At 62.5% G+C, this 7,956-nt stretch carries 7 protein-coding genes; 3 read left to right on the top strand and 4 right to left on the bottom strand.

Going from position 1 to position 7,956, the window contains the following annotated elements; all coding sequences use genetic code 11:
• Window positions 1-303 precede the first annotated feature (303 nt).
• The 3 genes from VEI45_RS05460 to VEI45_RS05450 form a co-directional block, all read right to left on the bottom strand.
• A complete protein-coding gene (locus tag VEI45_RS05460) occupies window positions 304-3,627 on the bottom strand; it encodes an RND family transporter (protein WP_324850892.1) in 3,324 nt (1,107 codons plus the stop codon).
• A gap of 484 nt (window positions 3,628-4,111) precedes the next feature.
• The gene (locus VEI45_RS05455; RefSeq protein ID WP_324850889.1) at window positions 4,112-4,747 is read right to left on the bottom strand and encodes a hypothetical protein; all 636 of its coding nucleotides are present in this window, start codon (window positions 4,745-4,747) and stop codon (window positions 4,112-4,114) included.
• A 341-nt stretch (window positions 4,748-5,088) separates the two neighbouring features.
• Complete coding sequence (locus tag VEI45_RS05450; protein ID WP_324850887.1) at window positions 5,089-5,877, bottom strand: IclR family transcriptional regulator; 789 nt, start codon at window positions 5,875-5,877, stop codon at window positions 5,089-5,091.
• Between the two features lie 423 nt (window positions 5,878-6,300).
• Here VEI45_RS05450 and VEI45_RS05445 point away from each other — a divergent pair, with 423 nt between their 5' ends.
• Window positions 6,301-6,564 (top strand): hypothetical protein, encoded by a 264-nt coding sequence (locus tag VEI45_RS05445; protein ID WP_324850885.1) that lies wholly within the window; start codon window positions 6,301-6,303, stop codon window positions 6,562-6,564.
• Between the two features lie 199 nt (window positions 6,565-6,763).
• Here VEI45_RS05445 and VEI45_RS05440 read toward each other — a convergent pair whose 3' ends face one another.
• Window positions 6,764-7,126, bottom strand: a complete 363-nt coding sequence (locus tag VEI45_RS05440; RefSeq protein WP_324850883.1) for a hypothetical protein — start codon at window positions 7,124-7,126, stop codon at window positions 6,764-6,766.
• On the opposite strand from VEI45_RS05440, the gene VEI45_RS05435 reads away from it, so the two are divergent.
• Together VEI45_RS05435 and VEI45_RS05430 are read left to right on the top strand one after the other, a co-directional pair.
• On the top strand, window positions 7,125-7,421 hold the full coding sequence (locus VEI45_RS05435; protein WP_324850881.1) for a hypothetical protein: 297 nt from the start codon (window positions 7,125-7,127) through the stop codon (window positions 7,419-7,421). The genes VEI45_RS05440 and VEI45_RS05435 overlap by 2 nt on opposite strands.
• A gap of 352 nt (window positions 7,422-7,773) precedes the next feature.
• On the top strand, window positions 7,774-7,956 hold a 183-nt coding region (locus VEI45_RS05430), incomplete at its 3' end, for a hypothetical protein (RefSeq protein ID WP_324850879.1).

Genomic DNA, 7,956 nt, shown 5'->3' with positions numbered 1-7,956 from the left:
GCGGCCGAATTTTGATCCCCCCTAAAACCCACGGCCGCCCAGAGATGAAGACTGCTGCCGGTGTTCACCCGAGCAGGCCGAGCAGCTCGGCGAACCCGTCGGCGTCATCGGTGATTCGCCGTTTGATCACCAACTGTCCGTCCGCGTCGACGACCGCCACTTCGTTGGTGATCCTCGGCCCAGTCGATCCCACAGAATTTGTTCAAATCGGTTCCCTTCCTCGATGTTTGGTTCGTCCCCGGATCTCGCTAAACCCGGCCACACACTCATTCAAACCAGCTGGGCACAAAGCCAGTGTGACTACTACAAGCGGCGCGGCCTTAGCTGGACGCGGTACTCGACCATCGATTCCGAATCCACCTCGCCGTCCGGTTGGATGATGTTCAGCTGGTTGGGCCGCACCTGATAGCGGGTTCCGTCGGCCGGGTCGGTGACGTCAAACCCGCCCGATGAACGCACCGCGCCGTCGAGTTCGATGCTGGCGCCGTCGCTCAGGCGAACGCCCCGGTAGCAGAAGTTCCTCGGTCCCGCTTGGCAGACCACCACGAAAGACTTGGTGGTCCGGGCCAGCACCTCCGGAGAATCTCCCGGGTCATACTCGCGTCCCGTCGGCCCCGCGGTCGTTGGCGAGGAGACCGTTGCGGCGTTCCCGTCGTGTGGGGGTGTTCTCCACGTCGGTGAAGGGCCGGGTGACGACGTGAGGGCCTTGGCCTTCTCAAGTCTGAAGGGCCCGCTGGGCCACCAGATTCTGGCACCGAGAAGAGCAGCCACCGCTGGGACGGTAAGGGTGCGCACTATGAACGTATCGATCAGCAGACCGGCGCCAATGGTGAAGCCGATCTGGGCAATTGTGTAAACGGGGCTGGCCAACATGGCCAACATGGTGACCGCAAAAATAACGCCGGCTGTGGTAATGACGCCACCGGTCGCCGTGAACGCCTTCACGATGCCCGAACGAATCCCTAACGTCGAATTCGCGCGGATCCTCGACATGAACAGCAAGTTATAGTCGGAACCCACGGCGACAAGCGCGACGAAGGACACCGGTGGGACCGACCAGTAGACGGCCATGCCGAGCAGACCCTGCCAGATCAGGACGCTGAGGCCCAGCGCTGATAAATACGAAATCGCAATGGTGATAATGAGATACAGCGGCGCAATCAGGCCACCGAGCAGCCATGCCAGGATGACGAAGATAAAGAGCAATGTAAACGTGGCGATGATCGCAAAATCTTCGACCACCATGTGGTGCAGGTCCCGAAACCCGGCCGCTAGTCCGCCGGCTTCCACGCGGCTGCCCTTGAGCGTGGTTTCGGCCAGGGCCGCATTGGTGGAAGCGATGACGGCATCAAGACGGCCGATAGCGTTTTCGTCGTACGCGGTGGTATCACCGAACACCAACAGCCGTGCGGTGTGTCCGTCTCTCGATATGAAATACTTCATCGCCTGCATCAGACGCGGATCCTGAAAAGCGCCCTTAGGAACATAGAAACCCGCATCCGGACCACCGCTCACATTGGCGCTGACCTCGTTGAGGAAGTTGCGTGCCTGGCTCAGACCGTCGCTGAAGTTCCGCATTTGCGGTGAAATCTGGTTGATGCCATCCGAAATCTGGGCGATCCCGGATCGGGCCGCTGCCGCGCCGGCAGAGAGCTCACCGAGCTTGGTGGTCAGTAGCTTCTGCCCGTCGGTGAGTTGGATGGTTCCGTCCGAGGCGGCGGCCAGTCCGGTCTGGAGCTGGTGCGCCCCACCCGAGAGACTATGATTGCCGTCCGCCAATTGCCTGGAGCCGACCTTCAGTTGAGTGAGAAAGTACCGCACCCGGCCAATGAGCGAAGTGTCCTGGGCCAAGATCGCCATCTGGTCGCCCTTCGCGCAGTTACTGCCCTGATCGCAGGGCAAATCACTGGCGGGAGGGGGGGCGAACACATCCAACTGGGTGAGGATCGGGGTCACCACGGAATCGATGACGTCCGCCAATTTCTGGGAACCATCGGCAAGCCGATCGGTACCCCCGGAAACTTCATTAGTTCCGTTCAACGCGGTAACCAGTCCACTACGGAGCTGTTCCATACCGTTCTGGATTCGCCCGGAGCCCTTGGCCGCGAGCGCGTTACCCGAACTGAGTCGGCCAAGGCCGTCGGTGAGCCGTTGAACTCCTTCATCGAGTTCGGCTAATTTGGGTTGACTGTCCGAGAGCCCTTGAATTGCCAAGGTCAGTTTCTCGGCGAGCACCCGGTCCTGACCGCTCAGAGTAAATTCCGGAATCGGTTTACCCTGCGGTTGGGTTGGGCCTCGCACCTCGCTCACCCCGGTGACTTTTTGAACAGTCCTGACAACCGAATTCAGCGCGGCAAAGTCAGCGGAATTCCGGAGATCGCGATCCGCCTCGATGAGTAGGATGTCGGGTGTGAGTTCACTGGTCTCGTAGTGCCGGGTGATGGCGTCATATCCTCGGTTGCTCGGCGTCGTCGGCGGCTGCATTGCCCGCTCGTCGTATCCGGTAGACATCCAGTACGTCTGCGCCGCCAGCGCGAAAAGGATGGCAAGGCTCGCCGTGAGTACCCAGGCCGGCCGACGGACGATCCGAACACCAACACGCCGCCAATACCGGGATGTGGCTGCGTCCCTCGGCTCAACTAAGCCCCGGCGTCCGAGGATGGAGAGAAGGGCCGGAACGAGAGTGAGCGCGGCGAGTACGGCGACAATCACGCCTATCGAGCACGGGACTCCGGTGGTTCGGAACAGAATGATCTGAGTCGCCGCCATGACCGCGCAACTCGCGGCCACTGTGAGGCCAGAGGCCACGATGATGCCCGATATCTGGGTAGCGGACGTCACAATACTGTCGTGACTCGACTTGCCCTGCCGGCGGCCTTGGTGGTAGCCGCTGATGATGAATACCGCATAATCGGTGCCCGCACCGAGAACAATCGCCGCGAGCAGCATGGCCGAGAAAACGGATACATCGAGGCCGGCATGCATTCCCAAGAGGGCAACGATGGGGCGTGAGACGGCCAGCGCCAGGCCGACGCTGGCCAACGCCACGAGAATTGTGCTGAATCGACGGTAGACACATAACAGCAACACGATGATCATTCCGGCGCTCATGGCTGTGATCACGGTGACCGAGTGGTCCTCAGCCGCGATCTCATCACCGATGGTCGGCGCCGGGCCGGTCTGATAAACGGCAAGGCCAGGGGGTTTTGGAGTGTGGTCGATCAGTGCACGAACAAAGCTCTGCCCTTCTCGCTGCGTGGCCGAACCCACGCCACCGTAGAACTGGACAACCGCATACACGGCCTTGCCGTCCTCGCTGGCCGCGCTGGGGGCAGTCGCCGGGTCGCTGAGGAGGTCCTGGACCGAATCGATCTGGGACTTATCGGACCGAAGCTTGGTGATGATTTCGTGGTAATAGGCGTGGTCCGCATTGTTGAATCCGCGGTCGTCCTCCAGCACGAGGTATCCGATTGCCGACGCTTGAGATTCGCCGAACTGAATCCCCATGTTCTTGATCGTGACCAACGACGGCGCCGAGTCAGGGATAACGGGGCCGGATTTCTGGATGCCCACCTGCTCCAGGCGAGGGGCAACCAGGTTGAGACCGGCCGCCACGACGATCCACATGCCCAGAACGAGATACCCGTGCCGGCCGACGAAGTCGGCTAATCTCCCGAGAAACTGGCTCTGCCCATGTCTCATCACTAGGCTCCGAACCACTCCCGCCAGTGGCAGTGTCTTGGCGACGTGATGTGCTGCGTCTGGCCCTGTTGTGGTGTTGACATCTTTAACTTTTCCATGTGTGGTCGAGCTTTGATTTGTCGGCAGGGCCGGTGTTGATCCATTGCGCATCGGCTCGGTGTGGTGAGGCAAGAGCGCGGTCCGCTCAGCGGACCGGACTCCGGCCAGCTGGAATAGATTTCCCGGAATTAACTCAGTCCTGGAACCAATTCACGCCACGCGGTCGGACCACCGTGGCAGGAGGCCCGTCCCCGTCTAGGGTTTGCTTTAGGGCTTAGCCGACTGGACAGTCTGGGTGTTGCTCCACAGCAGCCCGCCTGCGCCGTCGGGGTGGGTGCGGTAGATCCGATGTTGTCGCGGATGTTGTTCGTCACGATCGCTTGTCGCGGCCAGCTGCATGACGCCCGGTAGGTTCCGCGGGATTGAGCGCGGCGACAATCACGTCGGCCAGGCGTTCCAGCGCAGCGGCGATGGCCCACTGCGCTTCGGCCTGGGATCCCGAGTTTTGTGAACGGGGGAGCTCAGCAGCCGCAGCCCACGAGTGGTTGGCCGCGGTCGGCCGTTTCGCCTGTTCTGGCTGACCGGACGGCTCACCCCGTGGGCTGGCCTCTCGCGCGAGCGGGTCGGGCTGGTCGGTGGTGCTGATACGGGCTCTGCCACTTTCTTCCCATTGAAGCCAGTCCTTAAGAGGCTGGACAGTCTGGGTGTTGCTCCACAGCAGCCCGTCTGCACCGTCGGGGTGGGTGCGGTGATCGGTGGCGGTGATGTCCAGCGCGCCGGTAGCGGGGCTGGTGGGCAGCTCGACGTAGAGGTCGCCGCCGGGGCCCGTCGTGTAGGTGAGGTGATCGCTGACGTGCTCTGCGGTGTAGGTGACGCGAATGGTGATGTCGTGATAGGGCAGGAATCCCGCGCCGGTAATGACGTAGCCGGCGGTGGCGGTAATGGTCGGCGCGGCCCACCCAGCAGGTGCAGGTGTGCTGGGGTTGGTGGGCGCGGGATCAGTCAATGAGGTGCTCCGATCGGCTCATGGTGACGTCAACCCGTTGTGTGACACCTGCATCACCACCGCCATCAGTACCCCAACACAGATTGCTCGAATCGCATAACCGAAGCGCAGGCAAGGCAAGCGTGCGGTCCGGCCAGCGGACCGGTGTTAGACATGGCTATGGGCCCGGGTGAGAACCGAGCCGCGGGCTGCGGGGTTCGCACCACACCCGCCGCACGAGTGCCCTGCCGGTGTGGGTCGGGTACTCCCGGTCGGGTCGCCGGCAAGCTGTTTTCCGCGCCAGACTCTTGCAGATCACCCACCGGCCGCGGCGGGTGTGACTGCATTCCCACCGGGAATGCTTACCGCAATCGCGCCCCGATGCGGCGCGCTGCACACACCACCAGGTCGCGCAGATTAGGTGGTGGCTTGGCCGTCTGAAGCAGAGCGGTCACCGCGCCAGCACAGCTGCCGTTGGGCCACCACACCGGGGCCGACACGCAGCAGATGCCAGGAAACACCTCCTGATGGTCGACCACGGTGGCGTGCACGTCGCGGATGCACCCGCGGAGCTGCCGCCATTCGCGCGGTGTCCAGCCGCCGGGAAGCCCACCGTCAGTCCCCGCTCTGGTGGCGTAAAGGACGCGCCCGGTGGCGGTGCGGGCGGTCGATTCACGGTCTGCCGGGGTGGGCAGGTGGGCGTGGCCGTTCGCCGCGGTGCTACAGATCACCCACAGCCGGTCCTCATGCAGGATCCGCAGCGACGCCATGGCGCGCGATTGCACGGCCAAGGTGTGCACCGGCGCCTGCGCGGCCCGCCGCAGCACCGGCTCGGGCTGCCACCGCCGCCCGATGCGCCCGAGGCGTGCCCCGATGTGGTAACGGTGGTTCGCCCGCTGCACCGCACCCAGGGCGACGAGTTGTTCGGCGAGCCGATACGCCGACGTTTTCGCCAACCCGCTGGCGCCCGCCAGCGCGGTCAACCCCAGGCCGCCGTCGGCGTCGGCGAGCGCCTCCAGGACCGCGAACGCGCCCTCGAGCACCCCCCTGCCCGTGCAGGCAGCAGGCATCGGCCCGGTCGATGCATCCGGGGGTGCGGGTGTCGGCGGCGACTCCGCGTGAGCCGACCCATCCGAATGATCAACGATCATCGGTGACTTTCCAAACCGTCGAGGGCCGCACCATAGTGACCACTTCCCCGGTGATGAAACAGTTAGTGAAAAGAGACTATATATGGCGGGCGAAGTTAATACCCTGAGCCTATTATAAGGGCAGGTGAAACCAGATATCTAGGCAACCTAAAGGGTTTGGTTGCGCCCCGACCGGGTAAAGGTCAAACAAAACCTGATTGAACCTCTGAGGATTCGGCGCCAACGTTCCGCCTTCCTGAAGCTCTTGAAGCTGAACTACCGCCATGCGGTGAATAGCCTCCAGCGTCGGGCTATTAAATGCCACTCGATAACACCGATCAAGCTCCAGATCCCATGCGACCGTCGCGTCGGAAGGTAACTCCTGCCGGGCCCGCGATACGCAACTACCACGACTCAGGCAACGTCGCCGTTATCCATTCCCCCTTGGCGATCCTGGTCGCCTTACTCGACCGACTCGGACGCCGCGAACCGGCGGCCACCATCGCCGGTTACGCGTTCAGTCCCGTCTCCGCGGCGGGATTCCCTGAAATCAATACCACGATCGCCCACCTGCGCGATGTCCTCGGCGACCAGACCTACGAATCGCTCGCCCGCAAGGGCGAGACGATGACCACCGCCGCGATGGTGGCCTACGCCTACGACCAAATCGACCAGGCCCGAACAGAGCTGAAGGCCGTCTCGAAATAACAGGATGTTTCACAACGTGGACGTGACCTTCCGACCGCGACCGAGGCTGCTGCGACGGTCGAAGATCTCCGCTTACGCACAAAGCTGGGCACTCGTCTCGGGGGCGGCACGCGAACAAGGGCTTGGGTATGCGTTCGCGCGGCAGCTCGCCGTCGAAGGACTAAACCTGGGTCTTGGTCGACATCCTCGACGAGGAACTTCACGCGCGGGCGAACGAACTGCGGCAACAGTTCGGTGTCGAAGTGCGGACGGCCATATGGAGCCGAAGTGAGGCTCGCGCCGGATGCGACGATGATGATCGCCCCCGGCCACGGTCGCGCATCTCACGACCGAAGCGATGAATGAGATTGGTGTAGGCACGGGCGTTGATGTCGATCATGCGACTGTGAGTCTCCAGCGGCGTGTCGAGGATCGGCCCGGTGTCTGTAGGCGTGAACATGTAATTACAGACCAGCACGTCAACGTCGACGCCGGCGACCGCGTCTTCGAGCGCCTTATAGGGTGCCGGTGCGCCGAGATCGTACACCGCGGCGTACGCGGCGAACAAGGCTTTCCAGATCATGCTGGGCGAGGTGCTCTGGTACGAACTGCAAGGCAGCGGCGTGGACGCACTGGTCATGATCGGCGGTCTGATGAACACCCAGGGTGACGCCTTGGCGAAATACCCGCATTGGATGATTGCCGAACCCGCGCCCGTGGTGCGCGAGGTCCTGTCGGCGGTCGGCCGCAAGCCGATGGTCATACCGGGATTTCCCAGTCGTGCCTTCTTGTTCGTGCAGATCCGGTTGATGACGCGACGGCGGGCAATCTCGTCAATCGGACGTTTCATGGCCTCGGGGCTAGGCAAAACGAATTAGGTAGCAGGCTCACGATGTCTCGAATATGACGGGATATGAGAGTCTCAAAACTTCGTCTCGGCATCACCCACTGTGAAGCCAACAGCGCCTCCTGGAGTATCCAATCGCCTATCCTGTGAGAACTCGGGGGCCGGATCGGTGGAGGGTCGGGTGACGGCCATAGCAGCGTGCAGGACGTGTGGCACCGAGCCCTTGAAGAACGCCCGGTTTTGCCACAGGTGTGGCTCACTGGTCCAAGACGGCGATACCCGCGCCGGGGCATATCGCTTGGGCTGCGGCAATGCCATAAAGGCGGTCTGTCGGCAGTCCTTGTCTGGCCTTGGCTCGCAACGGACTGGTTGAGGAGGAAGCGGTGGATCATCCGATTCCTGACGTACCAGTGACCGTCACGATATTGGTTGTCTCCGTAGCTGTCGTCTTCACCGTGTGGGTGCCGGTGATTATGTATCGCGCTGCGATACGTCATGGCCGTTCGACCAGTGAGTCGCTGACCCTGGCGGGTGTCCTTATGGCCGTATTCGTAGCCTGGTTCGGC

Source organism: Mycobacterium sp. (assembly GCF_035623875.1).
In the GTDB taxonomy this organism is placed as follows: Bacteria; Actinomycetota; Actinomycetes; order Mycobacteriales; family Mycobacteriaceae; genus Mycobacterium.
Note: the sequence above shows the minus strand (reverse complement) of the source record. Positions and strands in the feature narration are given on the sequence as shown.

Excerpts from the sequence above, each read along its gene's own strand:
- VEI45_RS05460 (WP_324850892.1), bottom strand. The coding sequence starts at position 3,627 with ATGTGGATCGTCGTGGCGGCCGGTCTCAACCTGGTTGCCCCTCGCCTG.
- VEI45_RS05435 (WP_324850881.1), top strand. The coding sequence starts at position 7,125 with ATGCTGGGCGAGGTGCTCTGGTACGAACTGCAAGGCAGCGGCGTGGAC.
- VEI45_RS05440 (WP_324850883.1), bottom strand. The coding sequence starts at position 7,126 with ATGATCTGGAAAGCCTTGTTCGCCGCGTACGCCGCGGTGTACGATCTC.
- VEI45_RS05450 (WP_324850887.1), bottom strand. The coding sequence starts at position 5,877 with ATGATCGTTGATCATTCGGATGGGTCGGCTCACGCGGAGTCGCCGCCG.